19 protein-coding genes and 1 riboswitch are annotated in these 21583 nt (G+C 67.6%); of the genes, 5 read left to right on the forward strand and 14 right to left on the reverse strand.

What is annotated here, in order from left to right; all coding sequences use genetic code 11:
• Positions 1 to 353: 353 nt before the first annotated feature.
• Complete coding sequence (locus tag GA0115254_RS23710; protein WP_093897293.1) at positions 354 to 791, reverse strand: VOC family protein; 438 nt, start codon at positions 789 to 791, stop codon at positions 354 to 356.
• A 214-nt stretch (positions 792 to 1005) separates the two neighbouring features.
• Here GA0115254_RS23710 and GA0115254_RS23715 point away from each other — a divergent pair, with 214 nt between their 5' ends.
• The gene (locus GA0115254_RS23715; RefSeq protein ID WP_093897294.1) at positions 1006 to 1827 is read left to right on the forward strand and encodes a PhzF family phenazine biosynthesis protein; all 822 of its coding nucleotides are present in this window, start codon (positions 1006 to 1008) and stop codon (positions 1825 to 1827) included.
• Positions 1828 to 1951: 124 nt separating this feature from the next.
• Here the strand turns inward: GA0115254_RS23715 and GA0115254_RS23720 are convergent, their stop codons facing one another.
• Positions 1952 to 2731: a CPBP family intramembrane glutamic endopeptidase gene (locus tag GA0115254_RS23720; protein WP_093897308.1), complete on the reverse strand. Its 780-nt coding sequence runs from the start codon at positions 2729 to 2731 to the stop codon at positions 1952 to 1954.
• Positions 2732 to 2915: 184 nt separating this feature from the next.
• On the opposite strand from GA0115254_RS23720, the gene GA0115254_RS23725 reads away from it, so the two are divergent.
• Positions 2916 to 4706 (forward strand): substrate-binding and VWA domain-containing protein, encoded by a 1791-nt coding sequence (locus GA0115254_RS23725; RefSeq protein WP_093897295.1) that lies wholly within the window; start codon positions 2916 to 2918, stop codon positions 4704 to 4706.
• Between the two features lie 51 nt (positions 4707 to 4757).
• On the opposite strand, the gene GA0115254_RS23730 is transcribed toward GA0115254_RS23725, so the two are convergent.
• Positions 4758 to 6263 (reverse strand): glutamate-cysteine ligase family protein, encoded by a 1506-nt coding sequence (locus GA0115254_RS23730; RefSeq protein ID WP_093897296.1) that lies wholly within the window; start codon positions 6261 to 6263, stop codon positions 4758 to 4760.
• 483 nt (positions 6264 to 6746) lie between these two features.
• On the opposite strand from GA0115254_RS23730, the gene GA0115254_RS23735 reads away from it, so the two are divergent.
• The gene (locus GA0115254_RS23735) at positions 6747 to 7340 is read left to right on the forward strand and encodes a hypothetical protein (RefSeq protein ID WP_093897297.1); all 594 of its coding nucleotides are present in this window, start codon (positions 6747 to 6749) and stop codon (positions 7338 to 7340) included.
• A gap of 320 nt (positions 7341 to 7660) precedes the next feature.
• On the forward strand, positions 7661 to 7867 hold the full coding sequence (locus GA0115254_RS23740) for a DUF5999 family protein (protein ID WP_093897298.1): 207 nt from the start codon (positions 7661 to 7663) through the stop codon (positions 7865 to 7867).
• 87 nt (positions 7868 to 7954) lie between these two features.
• Here the strand turns inward: GA0115254_RS23740 and gcvP are convergent, their stop codons facing one another.
• The gene (gene gcvP / locus GA0115254_RS23745; RefSeq protein ID WP_093897299.1) at positions 7955 to 10843 is read right to left on the reverse strand and encodes an aminomethyl-transferring glycine dehydrogenase; all 2889 of its coding nucleotides are present in this window, start codon (positions 10841 to 10843) and stop codon (positions 7955 to 7957) included.
• Positions 10844 to 11037: 194 nt separating this feature from the next.
• Positions 11038 to 11134: riboswitch (glycine riboswitch) on the reverse strand.
• Between the two features lie 113 nt (positions 11135 to 11247).
• Between gcvP and GA0115254_RS23750 the strand changes: the two genes are divergently transcribed.
• Positions 11248 to 11616 (forward strand): PRC-barrel domain-containing protein, encoded by a 369-nt coding sequence (locus GA0115254_RS23750; protein ID WP_093897309.1) that lies wholly within the window; start codon positions 11248 to 11250, stop codon positions 11614 to 11616.
• Here the strand turns inward: GA0115254_RS23750 and GA0115254_RS23755 are convergent.
• The 10 genes from GA0115254_RS23755 to GA0115254_RS23800 form a co-directional block, all read right to left on the reverse strand.
• On the reverse strand, positions 11541 to 13001 hold the full coding sequence (locus GA0115254_RS23755; protein WP_093897300.1) for a DNA polymerase IV: 1461 nt from the start codon (positions 12999 to 13001) through the stop codon (positions 11541 to 11543). The two genes, GA0115254_RS23750 and GA0115254_RS23755, sit on opposite strands and share 76 nt — an antisense overlap.
• Before the next feature lie 57 nt (positions 13002 to 13058).
• Positions 13059 to 13604 carry a MerR family transcriptional regulator gene (locus tag GA0115254_RS23760; protein WP_370740932.1) on the reverse strand — a complete coding sequence of 182 codons (546 nt, stop codon included), beginning with the start codon at positions 13602 to 13604 and terminating at the stop codon, positions 13059 to 13061.
• 240 nt (positions 13605 to 13844) lie between these two features.
• Positions 13845 to 14318 (reverse strand): bifunctional nuclease family protein, encoded by a 474-nt coding sequence (locus GA0115254_RS23765; RefSeq protein WP_006123076.1) that lies wholly within the window; start codon positions 14316 to 14318, stop codon positions 13845 to 13847.
• Positions 14319 to 14371: 53 nt separating this feature from the next.
• Positions 14372 to 15115: a transcriptional regulator FtsR gene (locus GA0115254_RS23770; RefSeq protein ID WP_093897302.1), complete on the reverse strand. Its 744-nt coding sequence runs from the start codon at positions 15113 to 15115 to the stop codon at positions 14372 to 14374.
• A 17-nt stretch (positions 15116 to 15132) separates the two neighbouring features.
• Complete coding sequence (locus GA0115254_RS23775; RefSeq protein WP_093897303.1) at positions 15133 to 15921, reverse strand: FHA domain-containing protein; 789 nt, start codon at positions 15919 to 15921, stop codon at positions 15133 to 15135.
• A gap of 190 nt (positions 15922 to 16111) precedes the next feature.
• Entirely contained in the window at positions 16112 to 16900 is a 789-nt protein-coding gene (locus GA0115254_RS23780) for a DUF881 domain-containing protein (protein WP_093897304.1), read from the reverse strand.
• 5 nt (positions 16901 to 16905) lie between these two features.
• On the reverse strand, positions 16906 to 17238 hold the full coding sequence (locus GA0115254_RS23785; RefSeq protein ID WP_003970459.1) for a small basic family protein: 333 nt from the start codon (positions 17236 to 17238) through the stop codon (positions 16906 to 16908).
• On the reverse strand, positions 17235 to 18158 hold the full coding sequence (locus GA0115254_RS23790) for a DUF881 domain-containing protein (protein ID WP_093897305.1): 924 nt from the start codon (positions 18156 to 18158) through the stop codon (positions 17235 to 17237). Before GA0115254_RS23790 ends, GA0115254_RS23785 begins: the two co-directional genes overlap by 4 nt.
• A gap of 98 nt (positions 18159 to 18256) precedes the next feature.
• Positions 18257 to 20752, reverse strand: coding sequence for a mannose-1-phosphate guanyltransferase (locus tag GA0115254_RS23795; protein ID WP_093897306.1), 2496 nt, complete (start codon positions 20750 to 20752; stop codon positions 18257 to 18259).
• Positions 20753 to 20866: 114 nt separating this feature from the next.
• On the reverse strand, positions 20867 to 21475 hold the full coding sequence (locus GA0115254_RS23800) for a CDP-alcohol phosphatidyltransferase family protein (RefSeq protein ID WP_093897307.1): 609 nt from the start codon (positions 21473 to 21475) through the stop codon (positions 20867 to 20869).
• Positions 21476 to 21583: the final 108 nt, after the last annotated feature.

Below are 21583 nucleotides of genomic sequence, written 5' to 3' on the forward strand. Positions count from 1 at the left end.
ATCGGTACGGCCGGCCTCGCGGCCGTGCTCGGCGTGTGCGGTGCGGCCGGGCGTCTGGGGGCGGACCGACCTGCTGTCCCCGGTACGGTCTCCGCCCGCTTCCGGCGACTTGACCGGCTCGCCTGTTCGCCGCTGTGCGCCGCACTCACGGACTCGACCGCGATCGCCACCCGGCGCAGTCGGTGGGCGGCTTGCCCCGGGGACGAGGTGGCGGCGGCAGCGGTCAGGAGCGGGGGCCGGTACGCAAGATCTGGAGCCGGACCCCTCGGTGCCTTCAGCGACACCAGCTCATGCTCCAACGGGCCTTTTGCGTCACAGCGTTGTTCAGCATCCGCAGCGGAACGAGGCCACCGTCAGACCAGGCAGAACTCGTTGCCTTCCGGGTCGGCCATCACCACATGATCGGGCCTGCCCTGCAATTCGTCCACGCGGATCACGGTCGCACCCGCGGCAGTCAGCTGCTCCACCGCCTTGACCACACGCGGCCATCGCTCCTCCCAGGGCGTGTCACGACCACCACCGACCTGCACGTCCAGATGCAGTCGGTTCTTCACCACCTTCGACTCCGGCACTTGCAGGAGGGACAGAGCAGGGCCCACCCCGTCCGGATCACACAGGTAGGCGCCCTGATCCCACTCGCCCTGCGGGATCTCATGATGCGCAAACCATTCCTGCCAGCTCCCGAACCCTGCCGGCGCGGGCTTTGTCGTATAGCCCAATGCCAATGCCCAGAACTCGGCCGACTTCGCCGGGTGCGCGCAGTCGATCGTCAAGCTCCACCTGGTCGCCATGAGTCCTCCTCCGTCCGATGTGCGAAACGTACCGCCCACCTCTGACACCTGAGGTCCCCCACATCGAGCCCGGCGCTCTCGGCTTGACGAGAACAGAGCAGCACCCGGAATCGGTGGCAGACGGTCGAAGCCCTCGTCGCCGTCCGGGCTTTTCGGTCCAGCGACACGGGATTGGCCTTGGTCTGCGGCTTTCCGCCGCACTTACGGTCACGCCATGAGGATCCGAATCGTCGATACGTTCACCGACCGCCCCTTCACCGGCAACCCGGCGGGAGTCCTGCTGCTGGACTCCGACACCTTTGCCGACGACGAACAGCTCCAGCGGATCGCCATGGAGCTGAACCTCTCCGAGACCGCCTTCGCGCACCCGCTGCCGCCGGGCGGCGACGCGGACTGGGCACTGCGCTGGTTCACCCCGACCGCCGAGGTCGACATGTGCGGGCATGCCACCCTCGCGACCGCGCACGTCCTGCACACCACGCAGACGGCGAGCGGCACGGTGCGTTTCGCGGCGCGGTGCGGCATCCTCACCGCGACCACCCACCCCGACGGCACGGTCACGCTCGACTTCCCCACAGCCCCACTGACACCGGAGACCGCCCCGGCCGGGCTGGCCGCCGCCCTGGGCGCGGACCCACTCTCCGTCCACGACACCGGCCCTCACATCGGCGACCTGGTCGTCGAACTGACCGACGAGGCGACCGTACGAGGACTTACTCCGGATCTCGCCGCACTGAGCCGACTCTCCCGGCGGGGCATCATCGCCACGGCCGCCGCCGAGGATCCCTCCCGCGGCTACGACTTCGTCTCCCGCGGCTTCTTCCCACGCATCGGGATCGACGAGGACCCGGTGACCGGCAGCGCCCACACCGCGCTGGCCCCCTTCTGGTCGGCCCGCTTCGGCCGTGACGAGCTGACCGGACTACAGGCCTCCCCCCGTCCCGGTCTGGTCCGCACCTCGCTGCGCGGCGACCGCACCCTGCTGACCGGCAACGCCGTGACGGTCATCGACGGCGAACTGCTCACTGCGCCCTGAACCGCCCGATGACAGCGCAGAGGGCGTACGGACCATTCCCGTACGCCCTCTGCGCTGAACACCGCTCAAGGACCACTCCCGGACGCCCCCGTCGTGAACACGACCCAGTGACGTCCCACCCCGCTCACGGCGTGGGCAGCCATCCCACCTTCCCCGCCAGCAGGGCATATCCGACAAAAGCCCCGATGTCGAGCAGTGCATGCGCCGCGACCAGTGGACCCACCCGGCCCCAGCGCCGGTACAGCAGCACGAAGACAACACCCATCACCATGTTGCCGATGAAGCCGCCGACACCCTGGTACAGGTGGTAAGAGCCACGCAGCAACGAGCTCGCCACCAGGGCCGCCATCGGTGTCCACCCCAACTGCCCGAGCCTGCGCAGCAGATAGCCGACGACGATCACTTCCTCCACCACGGAGTTCTGGAGCGCGGAAAGAATCAGGACCGGGAATTTCCACCACACATCGGGCAGTGATTCCGGGACCACGGTCAGATTGAAGCCGGCTGCCCGAGCCATCAGATAGAAGGCGAGTCCGGCGCTTCCGATACCCGCCGCGACCATCGCGCCGCGCCCCAGGTCCGGCCATGGCCTGGTCCGGTCGAAGCCGATGGCTCGCAGGCCGGCCCCCTCCCTCATCAACAGATGCGCGACGAGGGCGACGGGCACCAGAGCCGTCGCGATTCCGAAGAGTTGCCAGGCGAGATCCAGCCATGGACGCCCTGGTGCGTACGAGCTGTTGAGCATCGCGGCCTGTTCTTTCAAACCCCCTGGTTTCGTCAGCGATCCGACAAAACTGATCAGGGCAGACACCCCGCTGGCGCCCAATGAGAGAGCCAGTACCAGCACCGTTTCGGACCGCAAGATCCGTCGCGACACAGCCTCTTGGGAGAAAGATTCAGCCACGTGCCCCGCCTCCACCTGTACACCTGCCTTGAGTTGTGCATTCACGCCCCATCCCTCTTCCCGCCCCGCTAAGGTCTCGAATGCAGGTACGAAGATCATGCGCGACAGGCCGGGGGACAACCACCATGGGCGATGGTGTGGTCCCCCTTTTCCTTGTTCATCCTCAAGGAGGGGCACCACCGTCATGGGACGTCACAGCTTGCCCGACGACTACGCGACCGATGGAAGCGGGGACGGTCCGCCGCCGCGTCGTCGGCGGACCGTAGCGATCGCGACCATGCTCGTCCTCGCGGTGGCGGCGGGAACGGCAGTCGCGGTGCAGGGCGGCCTGCTGTCGTTCTCGAAGTCCTGCGAGGACTCCGCCGTACGTCTTTCCATGGTGGCCTCACCGGACATCGCCCCCGCCGTACGTGCCGTCGCCGACAAGGCACGCAAGGACGACCTGAGGTCCGACGGCCGCTGTCTGTATGTGCGGGTGGTGGCCCGCGACTCCTACGAGGTCGCCGATGCTCTCTCCTCCGGCACCCGTACCCCGGACTACCAGATCTGGCTGCCCGACTCCGACCTCTGGCTCGACCGGGCCAAGGGCTCCGGTGACGGCATCCCGATCACCCCCGGCGATTCCGTCGCCTCCTCCCCCGTCACCCTGGCCACGGTGCCGTCGGCGGCTAAGAGCCTCGGCTGGCCGAAGAAGAAGTACTCCTGGGCCGAGTTGACGGCCGCGGCCATGGACTCGGACAAGGTGCGTCTCGGCGCGGCCGACCCGGCACGCAGTGCCACCGGTCTGCTCGCGCTCTCCAGCATCGGCGCTTCCTCCGAGAAACAGGGCGGCGACAGCGACACCAGGGTCGCGGCGACCGCCAAGCTGCTGGCGCAGCGCATGTCGGACGGTGACGCCCAGGTGCTCGAAACGCTGGCGCAGGGCGATTCGGGCGCCGAGCAGGGCAATCCGGAGCGCAACCAGGCGGTGCTCCTCTCCGAGCAGGCCGCGTTCGCCCACAACGCGGAGTCGACCGACGGTGGAAGACTTGATCTCTTCTACCCCAAGGACGGCACCCCGCTGCTCGACTATCCGTACACGCTGGTGAACGAGACCAGGATGACCACCTCCGAGGGCCGGGCGGCCCTGCGGTTCATGACACTGCTGAATGAGCCGGGCGCGCAAACCATTCTGAAGGGGCACGGCTTCAGAAACGTCGACGGGACGGCCGGGGAGTCGGTGGTCGCATCGGCGGGCGGCAGGAAGCCCCAGCCATACGCCACCACGGCCGCCGCAGCGCCGTCCGCCGAGGCGCTCCAGCAGACGCTCGGCATGTGGACGATCACGGTGCAGAGCGCCCGGCTGACGACGGTCGTCGATGCCTCGGGTTCGATGGCCACGATCGTGCCGGGGCGCAACCAGTCCCGGATGGACGTCACGAAGGCGTCCCTGATCCAGGCCCTCAACCAATTCACCCCGAACGACGAGATCGGGCTATGGGAGTTCGCCACCACGCTCGACGGCGACAAGGACTACCGCAGGTTGGTGCCGACGGGCCGGCTCGGGGACCCGGCGAAGGGCGGCGGCACCCACCGCGAGAGGCTCGCCGCGGCCTTCTCCGCGCTGCAGCCGGTGCCGGGCGGCGCGACCGGTCTGTACGACACCATTCTGGCCGCGTACAAGGATGCCCAGGCAACCTATGTGAAGGGCAAGTTCAACGCTGTGGTGATCCTCACCGACGGCTCGAACCAGGACAACCGCTCCATCTCCCGCAGTGCCCTGGTCGCGGAACTGAAGCGGATCGCCGACCCGGAACGTCCGGTACCACTCCTCGCCATCGCGGTCGGCCCCGAGGCCGACCGCGAAGAGGTGAACGAGATAGCGAAGGTCACCGGCGGCGGGGGCTACCAGGTCATCGACCCGGCCGAGATCCAGGCCGTGATTCTGCAGGCCGTCATGACGGCCGGGCAGAGCAACCACGCCGCCCGGGAGTAGCGCTCGGCGCGGTCGGGAACGGCGGTGGCCGGCGGCGCCCGCCACGACGGGTCACAGGGCCGGGACACCCGTCGGCCAGCTGTGCACGGGTTCGCCGCTGTGCATCAGCTCGGCGTACCGGCGGGTGGTCGCGGCCAGTGCCGCATGCCGGTCGAGTCCGGCCTCCCGTGCCCGGTGGTAGGTGTCCACCTGCCAGGACGCTCCATTCACCCGCCGCTTGCAGCGCTCCTCGATGACCCCGAGGTAACGGTCGCGATCCGCGGGCTCGATGTTCCAGGCATCGAGCCCCGCAGCTGCCAGCGGCAGCAGTTCGTCGCGTACGAGCTTGACCGCCGGCACCCGGGCCAGCCCGCCCGAACGGCCGGGACGGGGCCAGATCAGCTCCGCGTCGATGCCGTGGCGGCAGGCGGTGTCGAAGTTCTCGGCCGCTGCTGCGAAGGGGAGCCTGGTCCACACCGGACGGGACTCCTCGGCGAGCGCCCGCACGAGCCCGTAGTAGAGGGCGGCGTTGGCGATCACATCGGTGACCGTGGGGCCGGCAGGAAGGACCCGGTTCTCCACCCGCAGATGGGGTATGCCGTCGGCCAGCCCGTACACGGGCCGGTTCCAGCGGTAGACCGTACCGTTGTGGAGCACGAGCTCCTGCAGCCGCGGCACCCCGCCCTCGTCGAGCACCCGCAGCGGGTCCTCCTCGTCACAGATCGGCAGCAGCGGGGGGAAGTAGCGCAGATTCTCCCCGAAGAGCTCGTACGCCGAACCGACCCAACGCTCGCCGAACCAGGTCCTTGGCCGCACCCCCTGATTCTGGAGTTCGGGCGACCTGGTGTCCGTGGCCTGCTGGAAGAGCGGCGGCCGCGATTCCCGCCACAGCTCCCTGCCGAACAGGAAGGGCGAGTTGGCGCCGAGGGCGATCTGGACCCCGGCGACTGCCTGGGCCGCGTTCCATACGGCCGCGAAGCGCGCCGGTGTCACCTGCAGATGCAGTTGGACCGATGTGCAGGCGGCCTCGGGAGTGATCGAGGAGGAGGTGGAGACCAATCGTTCCACGCCTTGGATATCGAGGGAGAAATCCTCGCCCCGAGCAGCCACCATTTGATCATTCAGCAGTGCGTAGCGGTCCACGTCCGAGAGGTTCGCCGCAACGAGGTCCTGACGGCCCAGGGTGGGCAGAATTCCGATCATCATGATCCCGGCATCGACCTCACCCGCCTTCCGGTGGGCATATCCGAGGCCGGTTCTGAGCTCTTCCGCCAGCTGATCGAAAACGCGTCCGTCCAGGTGGTGCGGGGCTATGTTCACCTCCAAATTGAACATCCCGAGTTCGGTCTGGAAATCACGGCTCGCGATGCGCGGGAGCACCTCCCCATTCATCATCTTCGGCATGCCGTCGGAGCCCGCCAGATTCAGCTCGATCTCCATGCCCATGAGGTTGCGGGGGCGGTCGAACCTCCGCTCTGCCAGGAGCCTCTCCAGCCCCTCCAGGCACTGGTGGAGCTTCCTCCGGTACCTCTGCCGATCGGACAGATCAAAGGCGCCCGCCACGACCTTCTCCCCCATCGAAGCGTCCCTCCCTCGAGTGGGCGGCCCGCGGCCCAGGCCGCTCGCGTCACGATCGATAATGCCCAGGCCGGGTGATCCATAACGCCCACATGAACGCCGCGCACCCAGTAATCTGAGGGCGGCCGCCCGGGCACATTCCCTCGGCATGGTGCAGTCCGCAGTTTCCGCGGCCCGGTGCGTGGTGAAAACGCCGAAGCGTTTCAGCCGACCGCGCCCAGGGAAAAATCCCTGGCGGTGGCTGCGCCGCTGACGACGAATCAGCAGAATCTCCGCATAATAAAGTCCTGATACCGCCTTGTCGGCAATACCTGCGACGGCTAGTGGAATCACTGCGTGAACACGTGTCGTATAAACTTCGCGGACGAGGCAGAGAGTTGACGCACCGGCCCAGTCACCGGCCTCCTCTGGCCCCGCACGCCGACAGCGCCGTCTGCACCCGCCCACGCATCACCGTGTCTCCGAAGTGAGAGGCGACCCACTATGCCGCTGCATGTTCCCCCGGCTCCCGCGCCCGCTCTGCGCAGCGTTCTCGCGGCACTCGGTTCACCCACCGCAGTCCGCGAGGCCCGCACACCTGCCCTCCGAGCCGCCCAGGGACCACTGAGCCCCGAACTCCCGCTCCCCGTCCATGTACTGGACCGGATCGGCCCGAGCGGGCTCGCACCCGCCACCCGGCTCGCCGCGTGGCGGTTCCTGATCCGCAGCTCGGAGCAGGCCGTCGCCGCAGCAGACACCATGCTCACTCCGGACGGCTGGACCTTCTCGCACTTCTTCGAGGGCCCCTACATCGCCTCTACCGAACTCGCCGTGCGCCAGGCCGAGACGGTGACGCCTCACTACCAGCCGCGGCTGCTGTCCATCCCGGAGCTCTACATGCTGGCACTGTGGCTGCATGCCGACACCGAGGCCGACGCCTCCGGCGGGGCGCTCGCCCCCGCCGATCTCCTGGTACCGCTGGCACCCGCGCCACCTGGTATCGCGGCGCATCACCCGCACCGGGTCGCCGATCTGCTCCGCGTGATGACGCTGCGCATCACCCCGGGCACCGGCCCCCTGCTCGGATCACCGGCCTGACGACGGCCGCACCCCACATCACCGCGCTGTGCCCCGCCACCGTCCCTGGTGGCGGGGCACAGCGCTGCGGGACGCACATCCTGCCCATCTGGACTAGCCCGGACCGGCCACCCCGAACCACCCGAAGTGACAGTGCAGTTGCGGTGAACCGTCCGGCCGGGTGACACGTCCTTGGAGTGAGGAGAAGTGCTGCCGCGAAATCCCTGCGGATTGACGCCCGTGGGGCAACACTGGGACCGGACCGATTGATACGGGGGGCGGCCATGAACACCTCATCAAGCCGCAGGACATTCACCACAACGCAGCGAAAGAACCCATCCATGTGCCAGCACCAGCCACCATGCCCGACCGCCGACTCAGCCGACCGGGAAGCCGCCCGCCTGACGGCACACCATCCGGAACAGGGCTGGAGCCTGCTGTGCAACGGCGTCCTGCTCTTCGAGGACACCGGTGAGCTGCTCCCGGACGGGCAGATCATCGCCCCGCACCGGCCCCTGGAGACCGGCCGGGTGATGAAGGCCGCCTGACTGCAGCCGGTACGAACTGGGGCCGGCCCGGAGAACTCTCCGCACCGGCCCCGACGCATGCCCGCGTCACGCCCTACCGCTCATGCCTCAGTTGTCGTACTCGTCCAGCGGCGGGCAGGAGCAGACGAGGTTGCGGTCACCGAAGGCACCGTCGATCCGGCGCACCGGCGGCCAGTACTTGTCGGCGGCCGAGACTCCGGCCGGGAAGACCGCCACCTCACGGCTGTAGCCGTGGTCCCACTCCCCGCCCAGCATCGCCGCAGTGTGCGGAGCGTTGCTCAGCGGGTTGTCGTCCGCGCTCCACTCGCCGGAGGCCACCTTCTCGACCTCGCCACGAATGGCGATCATCGTGTCGCAGAATCGGTCGAGCTCCGCGAGGTTCTCGCTCTCGGTCGGCTCGATCATCAGCGTCCCGGCGACCGGGAACGACATGGTCGGCGAGTGGAAGCCGTAGTCGATCAGACGCTTGGCAATGTCGTCGACGCTGACGCCGGTGGCCTTGGTGATCGGCCGCAGGTCCACGATGCACTCGTGCGCGACGAGCCCGGCCGGCCCGTTGTACAGGATCGGGTAGTGCGGTTCGAGACGCTTGGCGATGTAGTTGGCGGCGAGTACGGCGACCTGTGTCGCACGCTTCAGGCCCTCCCCGCCCATCAGGCGTACGTACGCCCAGGAGATGGGGAGAATACCGGCCGAGCCCCACGGAGCGGCCGAGATCGGTCCGACGCCGGTCTCGGGGCCCGCCGCGGGCTGCAGCGGGTGGTTCGGCAGGTACGGCGCGAGGTGCGCGCGGACACCGACCGGGCCGACGCCGGGACCGCCACCACCGTGCGGGATGCAGAAGGTCTTGTGCAGGTTCAGGTGCGAGACGTCACCGCCGAACCGTCCCGGCTTGGCGAGGCCGACCAGCGCGTTGAGGTTGGCACCGTCGACGTAGACCTGACCGCCGGCGTCGTGGACCTCGGCGCAGATGTCGGCGACGTGCTCCTCGAACACACCGTGCGTCGACGGGTACGTGATCATGAGCACGGCAAGCTCGTCGCGGTGCTTCTGGATCTTGGCGCGGAGGTCCTCTATGTCGACCTCGCCGTCGTCGGCAGTCTGCACCACGACGACCTTCATGCCGGCCATCACGGCGCTGGCGGCGTTGGTGCCGTGCGCGGAGGACGGAATGAGGCAGATGGTCCGCTGATCGTCGCCGTTGGCCCGGTGGTACGCACGCACGGCCAGGAGGCCGGCGAACTCACCCTGCGATCCGGCGTTCGGCTGGATCGAGACCGCGTCGTACCCGGTGACCTCGGCGAGGCGCTCCTCGAGCTCACGGATGAGGGTGAGGAAGCCCTGCGCCTGCTCGGCCGGCGCGAAGGGGTGGAGTGCGCCGAACTCGGGCCAGGTGATCGACTCCATCTCGGTGGTCGCGTTCAGCTTCATGGTGCAGGAGCCGAGCGGGATCATTCCGCGGTCCAGGGCGTAGTCCCGGTCGGCGAGCCTGCGCAGGTAGCGCAGCATCGCGGTCTCGGAACGGTGCTGATGGAAGACCGGGTGGGTGAGGATCTCGTCGGTGCGCAGCAGGCCCTCGGGCAGCGCGTCGGCAGTCGCGGCGTCCAGTGCCTCGATGTCCTCCCCGTCGGCGCCGAAGGCGGCCCAGACGGCGGCGATCTGCGTACGCGTGGTGGTCTCGTCGCAGGCGAGGGAGACCAGGTCTGCGTCGACGAGCCGCAGATTGACGCCGCGCTCACGTGCGTCGGCCACGACATCGGCGGCCTTCCCCTGGACACGCACGGTGAGGGTGTCGAAGTAGGCGCCGGTCACGACGTCGATGCCGGAGGCGCGCAGGCCCTCGGCCAGGATCGCCGCGTAGCGGTGGGTGCGCCGAGCAATCGTCCGCAGCCCGTCCGGGCCGTGGTAGACGGCGTACATCCCGGCCATGACGGCGAGCAGCACCTGAGCGGTACAGATGTTACTGGTGGCCTTCTCGCGGCGGATGTGCTGCTCGCGGGTCTGCAGGGCCAGCCGGTATGCCTTGTTGCCGTCCGCGTCGACGGAAACGCCGACGAGGCGACCCGGCAGGCTGCGGGCGAACTTCTCGCGCACGGCCATGAAGCCGGCGTGCGGTCCCCCGAAGCCCATCGGTACACCGAAGCGCTGCGTGGTGCCGACCGCGATGTCCGCGCCCAGGTCGCCCGGTGAGGTGAGCAGGGTCAGGGCCAGCAGATCGGCGGCGACCGTGACGATCGCACCGAGCTCGTGGGACTGCTCGATGACGGGCTCGATGTTCCGTACCGCCCCGGAGGCGCCCGGGTACTGCACCAGGACACCGAAGACGCCGCGCTCGGCGATCTCCGCCGGGATGCCGTCGGAGAGGTCGGCGACGACGACCTCGACACCGGTCGGCTCGGCGCGGGTCTCGATGACGGCGATCGTCTGCGGCAGGGCGTCGGCGTCGACCAGGAAGACACCGTTCTTGACCTTGCCGACACGCCGTGAGAGCGCCATGGCCTCGGCGGCCGCGGTGCCCTCGTCGAGCAGAGAGGCGCCGGAGGTGGGCAGCCCGGTCAGCTCGGCGACCATCGTCTGGAAATTGAGGAGCGCCTCCAAGCGGCCCTGCGAGATCTCCGGCTGGTACGGCGTGTAGGCCGTGTACCAGGCGGGGTTCTCCATGACGTTGCGGAGGATCACCGGCGGGGTGAAGGTGCCGTAGTAGCCGAGCCCGATCATCGGCGCCAGCACCTGATTGCGGTCGGCGAGGGAGCGCAGCTCCGCCAGGACCTCGGCCTCGGTGCGGGCGGTCGGCAGCTGCAGCGCCTCCGCGCTCTTGATGACATCGGGCACCGCTGCCGCGGTCAGCTCGTCCAGCGAGCCGTAACCGATCTGAGCGAGCATCTTCGACTGCGACTCCTCATCGGGACCGATGTGGCGCTGTTCGAACGGAATGCCCTGCTCCAGCTGGGAGAGCGGAGTGCGACGGGGGGTCATGGTGGAGGCCTCCTGGTCTGTCACGACCTGCGAGGGGCACCACGGCGCGGGTGCCCGAACGGCCTCCCCCTCTGTCATCTCAACCTGAGAGCTTCACCGGCGCGCCCTGCGGCGTACCGGCTTTCACCGTCGGTGAGGAAGGGAACCGTACCGGCACTCGGCCGCACGAAACCCGCCCTGCTTTCCAGAGTGACCTCGTCCGTGCGGTACGGGGGCCTGAGAGATTCCGGGGAGGATTTGCTCCTTCGGCGCCTTCGGATTCGCTCCGGAGGACTCTCCCGCACGGGGTCAGCAGCCATCACCAGCCTACCAGCGGGGTTCGCGGCGGAATTCTCGAGTGGCCAACCCCTCGGATCTGCACTTCTGTAGTGCTTGTGGAGTAGCCGCGACCAGTGGGAGGGACCGTGCAGACCGACATCGATCCGCGCAGCCTGATCGGCCGCAAGGCGTTCGACCGCAAGGGCATCAAGATCGGAACCGTGGACGAGGTGTACCTCGACGACGCCACCGGTGTGCCCGAGTGGGCGGCCGTACGTACCGGACTGTTCAGCCGGGACGCGTTCGTCCCGCTGGAACCCAGTGAATTCGTGGAGGATTCGCTCCGCGTCCCCTTCGACCGTGCACTGATCAAGGACGCACCAGACTTCGGCGTGGGCCGCCACCTCTCACCGGAACAGGAACTCCAGCTCTACCGGCACTACGGTCTGGACTCGCCGCCCGAGGAGACCGGCCCGGACAGGGACTTCGGCAGGCTGGCCGGCCAGGACGAGTAGTCCACCGGGTCCCGCACCAGCGGCAGTGGATCGGCCGGCTGCAGTTCCGGATCGTCGATGCGGAACGTACGCACCCGGCCGGGCGCCGATTCGGGTTCTTCGAACCGCACCGTCACCCGGCCGACACCGCTGCCCTGCACCCAGCCATGGCCGTAGGTGTCATGACGTACGTCATGCCCGGCAGGCCAGCGCCGTGCGGCGAGCTGCTCGGCGGTCTCCTGGGCCTCCTCCCGCGCACTGTCCACCAGCTCGTCCCCGTCGCCCGCCGCCGCTGTCTCCTCCTCGGCCGCTTCCCCTGTTGCGGCCTGCTCACCGGCGGCCTGGGCGAAGAGGTCCTCCTGCGTATAGTCGGCAAGTCCCGTGACGCCCACCCCCAGGAGCCGTACCCCTCCGGTGGTGTCCACGGCCTCCAGGAGCCGCGCGGCCGCCTCCCGGACCACTGCCGGGTCGTCCGTGGGCCCACGCAACGTCTCGGACCTCGTGAGCGTGGAGAAGTCGTACCGCCGTACCTTCAGCACCACCGTCCGCCCGGACCGCCCCGCGCCGCGCAATCGTTGTACGCATCGGTCGGCCAGCCGTTCCACCTCCGTCCTGACCCGCACCCGGTCGTGCAGATCCGCGTCGAAGGTGTCCTCGACCGACACCGATTTTGCGTCCCGCTCCGCGACCACGGGCCGGTCGTCGTACCCGAACGCCATGCGGTGCAGCGAGCCGCCGTGCGCCTTCCCCAGCAGGCGTACGAGCTCCGCCTCACCTGCCTCGACCAGGTCATTCACCGTCGTCATCCCGGCGCGGCGCAGATGGTCCGCCGTCGCGGGACCGACGCCGGGGAGGATCCGTACCGACATGGGCGCGAGCAGTTCCCGCTCCGTCCCCGGCTCTATGAGCAGCAGCCCGTTCGGTTTCGCCTGCTCCGAAGCGATCTTGGCCAGCATCTTGGAACCGGCGAGCCCGACCGAGCCGGTGAGCCCTGTGACTGCCTTGATGGCCGTACGCAGTTGCTCACCGATCTCCAGCGCGGAAGCGGTGTCATCGGCGATGCCACCCGCTTCGAGGTCCACAAAGGCCTCGTCCAGGCTGAGCGGCTCCACCAGCGGGGAGAGCCGCCCCAGCAGCTCCATCACCTGGTCGCTGACCGTCCGGTACAGCAGGAAGCGGGGCACCAGATAGGCCGCGTTGGGGGCCAGCCGTCGCGCCTGCGCCGTGGGCATCGCCGAGTGCACCCCGAAGCGCCGTGCCTCGTACGACGCGGTGGCGACGACTCCGCGCGGTCCCAGCCCGCCCACCACGACCGGTTTTCCGCGCAGGCTGGGCTTCGCCGCCTGCTCGGCAGAGGCGTAGAAGGCATCCATGTCCAGATGCAGGATGGTGGGCGCGGCTCTCACATCAATCGATGCTGCCCTACGGCACTGACAATCGCCGCGCCCGATTACCCGGCCGGGTCAGCCGGCGCGGTTACGTCGACGCGCGAGCTCATCGGTGGGGTTGTTCCCGACCAGTGTCTCGCCGGTGTCCACCCGCTCACCGTGCAGCTGGGACAGCGCAGCGTCGACGTCCTGCCACACCACACCCACGGCGATACCGAAAACCCCCTGGCCGCCCTGGAGCAGACTGACGACCTCGTCGGGCGAGGAGCACTCGTAGACCGTCGCCCCGTCGCTCATCAGCGTCATCCGCTCAAGATCCTGGAAGCCGCGGGCCCGCAGATGCTGAACCGTGGTGCGGATGTTCTGCAGGGCGACGCCCGTGTCCAGGAAACGCTTCACGATCTTCAGCAGGACGACGTCCCGGAAGCTGTAGAGCCGCTGTGTGCCCGAGCCGTATGCCGGACGCACGCTCGGCTCGACCAGCCCCGTGCGCGCCCAGTAGTCGAGCTGTCGATAAGTGATCCCCGCGGCCGCGCAAGCTGTCGGCCCGCGATAGCCGATGTCGTTGGCCGATGCCACGCCGCCCCCCGCCACCGCCGCCGGTTTAACCGGTTGCCTGATGGTGTGGCCGGCTGTACTCCCCTGCTGCGGATACGGCCCACCCGCTGCCGTACCGTCGCCGCTGCTTCTCACGCCGACCTCCGTCCTTGACCTGCCATCTCGAAGGTAGGCAGTCACTCGGGGTGCGTCAACGATCGCCACACTCGGCACGCCGAGTGATAATCACCCTGAGAGTGGTTTCCCGTGACTTGCAAGCGGGAAGGGCTTGTCGGATGCGCTGACTGCGACCCCGTAGAACGGTCACTGACTGTTGGTACCGAAGTCCTCCGGTGAGATCTGGTCGAGGAACTCGCGGAACTTCTCCACCTCGTCCTCCTGCTCGTCCGGGATGGCGATGCCGGCATCGTCGAGCACCCCGTCACTGCCGTAGATCGGCGTTCCGGTGCGCAGTGCGAGCGCTATGGCGTCGGACGGCCGCGCGCTCACCTCGACCCCGCTGGCGAAGACCAGCTCCGCGTAGAAGACCCCTTCCCGCAGGTCCGTGATACGGACCTCGGTGAGCTCCTGGCCGACGGCCTCGAGCACATCTTTGAAGAGATCATGGGTCAGCGGCCTGGCCGGAGCCATGCCCTGCTGGGCGAAGGCGATCGCGGTCGCCTCACCAGGACCGATCCAAATGGGGAGGTACCGGTCGCCTCCCACTTCACGCAGGAGCACGATCGGTTGGTTGGAGGGCATTTCCACCCGGACACCCACAACGTCGAGCTCGTTCACACAGCAACCCTAGGACGTGCTCGGCAGGTTTGGGTAGTCGGGCACCGACGTGATCAGTGGAGCCGGACCCGCAGAGCAGTCTGCACAAGCGCCGAATGAAGCCGTACGGACAGCTCTGCGAGCTCCCTCGCAGTGGCCTCCGCATGTGCTCTGGTCTGCGGATTCCGATGCCGGCGCAAGGGCGCGACCACCTGCTCGATGAGTCCCGCCTCACGGTCCGCGGCCGCCCGAATGGCACGCAGGTGACGTGGTTCCAGACCGAATCGACCCAGATCCGCCACAAGCTTGGCCACCGTGACCATCTCCGCGTCGTAACCGCCCTCGGCGGTCGGAGCGACCAGGCCGTACGACTCCCACTCATCCAGGTCACTCTCGGTGACCTCAGCAGCCGCCAGCAGCTCGGCACGGCCGATACGGGCCGCGGTCGCCCGTCCCGAGCCGACGTCCCAGCCGCCGTCGGCCAGATCTCGCGGGTCGCCCCCGGACGGCAGGGCGGACTGTTCACCGCGGGCGAGGGCATCCAGATGCTCTCGGATGACCTTCAGCGGGAGGTAGTGGTCCCGCTGCATACGTAGCACCTGAGCCAGCCGCTCCACGTCGGCCCCACGGAACTTGCGATAGCCGGAGGGGGTCCGCTGCGGCTCGACGAGACCTTCGGCCTCCAGGAAGCGGATCTTGGAGATCGTGACTTCCGGAAACTCGTCCCGCAGTTGCAGGAGCACCGTGCCGATGCTCATCGGGCGGTCGTCGGCGGTGGCGGTGCCGTGACCGGCACCGCCCGTCGGTGTTCTCAGCATTGACCTTCCCTGACGGGTCAGATGCCCCGCTGGCTCGCGTAGAAGACCAGCCGGTACTTGCCGATCTGCACTTCATCACCGTTGGACAGGGCGACGGAGTCGATGCGCTCACGGTTGACGTAGGTGCCGTTCAGGCTGCCCACGTCCCCGACCGTGAAGCTGCCGTCGGGGCTCCTGCGGAACTCCACATGCCGCCGCGACACCGTCACGTCGTCGAGGAAGATGTCGCTCTGCGGATGGCGGCCGGCCGTGGTCAGCTCACCGTCCAGCAGGAAGCGGCTGCCGGAATTCGGCCCACGTCGCACCACCAGGAGTGCCGAGCCGAGCGGAAGCGCCTCGACTGCGGCCTGCGCCTCGGGCGAGAGGGACGGTACGGGTGTCTGCCCGGTGGCCTCCGCCTCGTATGCCTCAAGACCGGAGATGGAGATGGTCGAGGTCGTCTCCGAGGCACGCTCGGGAATTCCACCCTTTAGCGGCGCACCGCAGTTGGAGCAGAAGCGACTGGCCTCGGCATTGCGATGCCCGCACCTCGTACAGACCGGCATGGACGAACCCTCCTGCCTCGGGGTGAACCCTCCACCCGTACTTGAGGTTGACGGTTCTGTGAAACCTATGCGGCCGGCACCGGCAGGGTCAACAGACGACGCGCCGGAAGCGCCCGAATTGTCACTGCCCGAACCGGACACCTGATCCCGGAAGAGCGGGCGCTCCGAGCCCTGCTCCTCCGCCTGGCCATGGCGCGGTGCGCGATGGCGGGCAGCTTCATCGCGAGCGCTCTTGCCGAACAACTTCCCAAACAACTTCACGGGCGATTCCCCTTGACCGAAATAGACCCGCCCGTGGGGCAGGACGAACCCTGAACGAACACACCTGCCGACCCGGACATCTTCACAACGTCCGTATCCACTCGACAGTTTCCACCACGCACCACCATTACGATGCGGCGACCCCCCGCAACCTCCTGCCCGTGTCCTTCGACCCCTCCATGGCGCGGCCTCACGAGGATGACGACCGAGCGTAGTCAGGCCGCTTCGCCGGTCGCAAGACGTCCACGACGATGTCGTCGGCCTGATTCACATGCACGGTGGCCTGCTCCTTCTCCAGTGTCTGCACCACACCGCCAGGGATGTTCAGCGCCGGCTCCAGATCCTGGGGCTTGCCGATCACCTTGAACACGTACGGCGCGGTGATCTTACGGCCGTCAACCTTGACGTTGCCGCCGTCACCGGAGAAGAACGTATGGGCCACCACTCTCACTCCGTTGACCTCGATCGCCTCGGCACCCGCCGCACGCAACTCCTGCAGCGCGTCGAGCAGCATGTCCGCCTTGATCCCGTCTCCCGGGTCATTGACGGTGAGTGTGATCCCGGGCCCGTGTGCCGCCACGGTGCCCGCGAGAATACCGAGTTGCCGTTCCTTCTCCACTGTCTGCTTGCGCGCCTCCTCAGCCTGGTCGGAGCTGTTCTCCAGCTCCGCACGCTGAGCGTCGAGGCGCTGCTTCTCATCCTCCAGACGCTGTGTTCGGTCGTCCAGCTCATCGAGAATGCGGACCAGGTCCTCCTGGCGGGCACCCCGCAGCGCGCTGTTGTCACTGTTCGAGCGCACCTGAATGGCCAGCCCGAGCCCCAGGACGAACAGCAGCACCGCGACGATGAGTTGGGCTCGCGTCACCCGCGGCGGCCAGAGTCCGGCGATCAGCCGCTGACGTCCGGTGAGCTCCTTGGCGACGTCGGTCGGCTGCTCGCCGATGCGGCCCTTGTCGCTGGGAAGTTCTTCGTTGCTCATCGGCGTCAGGCCCGGAAGACGTGCCGGCGGATGGCCGCGGCGTTGGAGAAGATCCGGATTCCGAGCACGACCACCACGCCGGTGGAGAGTTGCGCTCCCACGCCCAGCTTGTCGCCCAGGAACACGATCAGTGCGGCCACCACGACGTTCGACAGGAACGACACGACGAACACCTTGTCGACAAAGATTCCGTCGAGCATGGCCCGCAGCCCCCCGAAGACTGCGTCGAGGGCTGCCACGACGGCGATCGGAAGATAGGGCTCGACCACCGCCGGCACCTCGGGTCGGACCAACAGTCCGACCACGACTCCCACGACGAGGCCCAGTACGGCGATCACGATGTGCCCTTCCCTGTGTCTGCCGCACCACTGCCGGTGTCTGCGGCCTTATGAGGCTCTGCTGTTCGTACGATCAGGCTCGGCGCGACCGGGAGGTTCACCTTCTCCTGGACGGACATGCTCGTCCGGATGTCGAAGGTGTCCTTGAGCGCCTGCAGATACTGGCCGTCAGCACTGTCCTGGAATGCGGTGCCGAGCTGCTTCCCGTTCCCCACCGCCAGCACCGTGTACGGCGGCACGAGCGGCCTGTTGTCGACCAGTATGGCGTCGCCGGCCGCACGGATCGCCGACAGGGCTGTCAGACGCTGTCCGTTGATCGCGATCGCTTCCGCACCGGACTGCCAGAGTCCGTTGACGACCCGTTGCAGGTCCCGGTCGCGGACCCGCCCGGTGTCGGCGAATCCGCTGGTCTCCCTCGGCCCACCACCGCCCTGGTCGGTGTCCTTGGCGTCGTCGACGACGAGTTTCACCCCGGGCCCCTCCACCGCTGTCGCCCCGGCGAGCAGCGCCACCAGCTCCCCCTGGTCCCCGCCGTGCTTCTCCAACGCCTTGCGCTGGCGTCTGCCCACGTCGTCCCGAAGCTTGTCGACCTGCGACTCAAGAGTGTCGGCCGCCGCCGTCTCCCCGTCGATACGGTCGATCAGCTCCTGGCGCTCCTTGGCGAGGACCGGAGCGGAGACACGTGCCTGCGCAGCCCCGAGCGTGACCACAAGTGCAGCGAGCACCAGACATGCGGCGAGGCCGAGTCTCGACTTGAGCGTGCGGGGCATGCCCGCGCTCCCGTCGGCCTTCCGACGCGCCGACGCCTCGGCGTATCCGTCGTCCAGGCTGTGGTCCATCACATTGGTCAGCAGCGACATGGACGCGTCGGGACGCGCAGGAGGCGAGGCGGTACTCCGATCGGGGGGCTGCTGCGACATGCCGCACATCGTCGCACGTCGCCACTGCTACCGCCGAATGGCCCCACCGGTGTGCCCAAAGGCGTCGCCGGACGCCGCCGGGAACACCGGTGGAACCCTCAGTGACCTGCGCTCTCCACGACCACCGCCCATTCGTCCAGCAGCGCCTGCGCGGAGGCGTCGTCCGGACCCTCGGCCCACAAATGAGTGACCGCTTCGGCCGGGTCCGGCAGCACCATCACCCATCGCCCGTCGGCCTCCACGACCCGTACACCGTCCGTCGTATCGACACTGCGATCCCCGGCCGCCTCCACGACCCGTCGCATGACCAAGCCCTTGACGGCCCAGGGTGTCGCCAGATCGCGGCGCAGGACGTGGGCACGGGGAATACGGGCATCGATCTGGCTGAGAGTGAGCTGGGTCCTGGCGACAAGCCCGATGAGTCTCACGAAAGCAGCCGATCCGTCGAAGACGCTACTGAATTCGGGAACGATGAATCCACCGCGGCCGTCTCCACCGAAGATGGTGCCTTCCTCGCGTCCCACACGCGTCAGATCGTCTGGCGATGTCGTCGTCCATTCGACCTGCGTGCCGTGGTATGCCGCGACCTGCTCGGCGACCCGCGTCGTGGTCACCGGCAGCGCCACCCGCCCGCTGCGCCGCTCGGCCGCCACGAGGTCGAGCATCACAAGAAGCGCCCGGTCGTCCTCCACGATCCTGCCCCGTTCGTCGACCAGGGAGAGCCGCTCACCCACCGGGTCGAACCGCACGCCGAACGCGGCCCGTGCCGAGGAGACGATCTCGCCCAATCGCACCAGTCCTGAGCGCCGGGTCTCGGCAGATTCGGTGGGCCGTGATTCGTCGAGGCCGGGGTTGATGGTCAACGCGTCCACGCCGAGCCTGCCCAGCAGACTGGGCAGCACAAGCCCGGCACTGCCGTTGGAGGCGTCGACGACAACCTTGAGGCCCGCGTCGGCAATTCCCGCGGTGTCCACGTTCCGCAGCAGCGATCCGGTGTACGAGTCGAAAACGCTGGACGGGAAGTGCAGGTCCCCGATCTCCCCCGGGAAGGCACGGCGGTATTCCTGACGTGCGTAGACCCGGTCGAGCTTCCGCTGCCGCGCCTGAGAGAGGTCCGCGCCCCGCTCGTCGAAGAACATGATGTCGACCGAGTCGGACACACCGGGGGACGTACGGATCATGATCCCGCCGGCGCTGCCCCGCGCCGTCTGCTGGCGTGCGACGGGCAGCGGTACGTTTTCCAGGTCCCGGACATCGATGGCACTGGCCTGGAGCGCCGAGATCACTGCTCTCTTCAGCGCACGGGCGCCGCGGGAGTGGTCACGGGCGGTGGTGACCGTCGAGCCCTTCTTGAGGGTCGTGGCATAGGCTCCGGCGAGCCGGACCGCCAGCTCCGGCGTAATCTCGACGTTCAGGATCCCGGACACACCGCGGGCGCCGAAGAGGTGGGCCTGTCCGCGAGATTCCCAGATCACCGACGTATTGACGAAGGCACCGGCCTCGATGGTCTTGAACGGGTAGACGCGAACATTTCCCTGAATGATCGATTCTTCACCGATCAGGCACTCGTCTCCGATGACCGCGCCGTCCTCGATGCGGGCGGCCCGCATGACGTCGGTGTTCTTACCGATCACGCATCCGCGCAGATTGCTGTGCTGGCCGATGTAGACGTTGTCGTGAACCACTGCCCTGTGCAGGAAAGCGCCGCTTTTCACGACGACGTTCGACCCGATGACCGTGTGCTCGCGAATCTCCGCTCCGGCTTCGACCTTTGCATAATCACCGATGTAGAGCGGTCCCCGCAGCACCGCGTCGGGATGTACTTCCGCACCTTCCGCGACCCATACACCTGGCGAGATCTCGAATCCGTCGATCTCGACGTCGACCTTGCGCTCAAGAACGTCTGCCTGGGCCTTCACATAGCTCTCGTGGGTACCGACATCCTCCCAGTAGCCCTCGGCAACATAGCCGTAAATGGGCCTTCCTTCCTTCATGAGCTGCGGGAAGACATCACCGGACCAGTCCACGGAGACGTCGGCCTCGACATAGTCGAACACCTCGGGTTCCATGACATAGATGCCCGTATTGACGGTGTCCGAGAAGACCTGGCCCCAGGTCGGCTTCTCCAGGAAACGCTCGACCTGGCCCGCCTCGTCCACGATGGTGATGCCGAATTCCAGAGGATTCGGCACACGGGTCAGGCACACCGTCACCAGCCCGCCCTTTTCTTTGTGGAAGGCGATGAGGTCGGTGAGATCGAAGTCGGTGAGCGCGTCACCGGAAATAACGAGGAAGGTGTCGTCTTTCAACGCTTCCTCGGCGTTCTTCACGCTCCCCGCAGTGCCGAGCGGTTTCTCCTCATTGGCATAACTGAGCTCCATCCCGAGCTCTTCGCCGTCCCCGAAGTAGTTCTTGACCAACGAGGCAAGAAACTGGACCGTTACGACGGTCTCGTTGAGCCCGTGCCGCTTGAGCAGCCGAAGCACATGCTCCATGATCGGCCGATTGGCGACGGGCAGAAGCGGCTTGGGCATGCTCGAGGTCATGGGGCGAAGACGAGTGCCTTCGCCGCCAGCCATCACGACGGCCTTCATGTCGGAAACGTCCTCCTTGCAGAGACGACGGTTTAGCCGACTTCGCCCGTCAGGGCACCACCCGGGTCATCAGCGGCGGGCCGGCCACACTGCGCGGCACCCGCATCAACGAGCTCAATCGGCTGCTACATCCGCCTTGACGAGCCGGCGGACCTGAACCACGTAGAGGATCCCTGCCCACCAATAGAGCGTTGTACCCCAACCTGCGAACGCCCATCCGAAAATGGCGGCCAGCGATGCAAGCCAACCACTTCCGTCGCTGAGCAGCAACAAGGGGAACGCGTACATCAAGTTGAACGTGGCAGCCTTCCCCAGAAAGTTCACCTGGGGCGGTGGATAGCCGTGGCGGCGGAGGATTCCCACCATTACAAGGAGCATCAGCTCGCGGGCCACAAGTGCTGCAGTGAGCCAGAGCGGCAGGATCTCCCGCCAGGTCAGGCCGACAAGAGTCGAAAGGATGTAGAGGCGGTCTGCAGCAGGGTCCAGGAGCCGACCGAGACTGCTGATCTGGTTCCACCGGCGGGCGAGCTTACCGTCGAGGTAGTCGCTGATGCCACTGAACATCAGCACCAGCAAGGCCCAGCCATCGCTTTGGGGGCCGCCGAACACGGGGCGAAGAATCAGCCACAGGAAGAGCGGAACCCCGACAAGGCGAGCCATGCTGAGGATGTTGGGGATGGTGAGTACCCGGTCCGTCTGAACCCGAGTCTCCTGGACCTCCACCCGGGGGCCTCCTGTGTGAAGAACGTGCCAATGATGCCCCCTGACCTTACCCTCAGCCACCGCCGGCCGGTGCACAGGGGTAACACAAGACCTCGTGAACGCAGAAAA

The sequence above is a fragment of the Streptomyces sp. Ncost-T10-10d genome, from assembly GCF_900091955.1.
Taxonomy (GTDB): Bacteria; Actinomycetota; Actinomycetes; order Streptomycetales; family Streptomycetaceae; genus Streptomyces.